Here is a 380-nt window from a genome sequence, read left to right as displayed (position 1 = left end):
ACACTTGTGCCGCCTCCACAAGGAATCACAACAATATCGTTGTCGTAGGCAAAACTAAGAAGTTCTGCTATCTCATCTTTTATCTCAGGGAAAGCCACACCATCTGGGAAGAATTCAAACTGACCACTGCGCATCGCCAACCAATCAGGAAGACTTTGACCACGAGCGTGACGCACACGAACATCCGGATCTGTATTAATCAATCGATGGTCAGGCAATCGAGATGACGGCACTTGTGCCAATACTGAATCGAGACTTGCATCAGCAAGAGGGGTAGCTTGACCAACATGCTCTAGCAAAAATGCATCCCCAGATTCTGGTAAATCCATTTTGTTTGCTTCATCACCCCAACCATTCCAACGTCGCATTTTTTCACCTAC

General features: G+C 46.3%; 1 pseudogene. It reads right to left on the bottom strand.

Annotation, left to right across the window (positions count from 1 at the left end):
• A pseudogene (locus A3738_RS09985) lies at positions 1-368 on the bottom strand (FAD-binding oxidoreductase); the annotation flags it as partial.
• Between the last annotated feature and the right edge of the window lie 12 nt (positions 369-380).

Source organism: Oleiphilus sp. HI0066, from assembly GCF_001635725.1.
The sequence above is the reverse complement of the archived record's forward strand: the minus strand, read 5'-3'. Positions and strand labels throughout refer to the sequence as shown.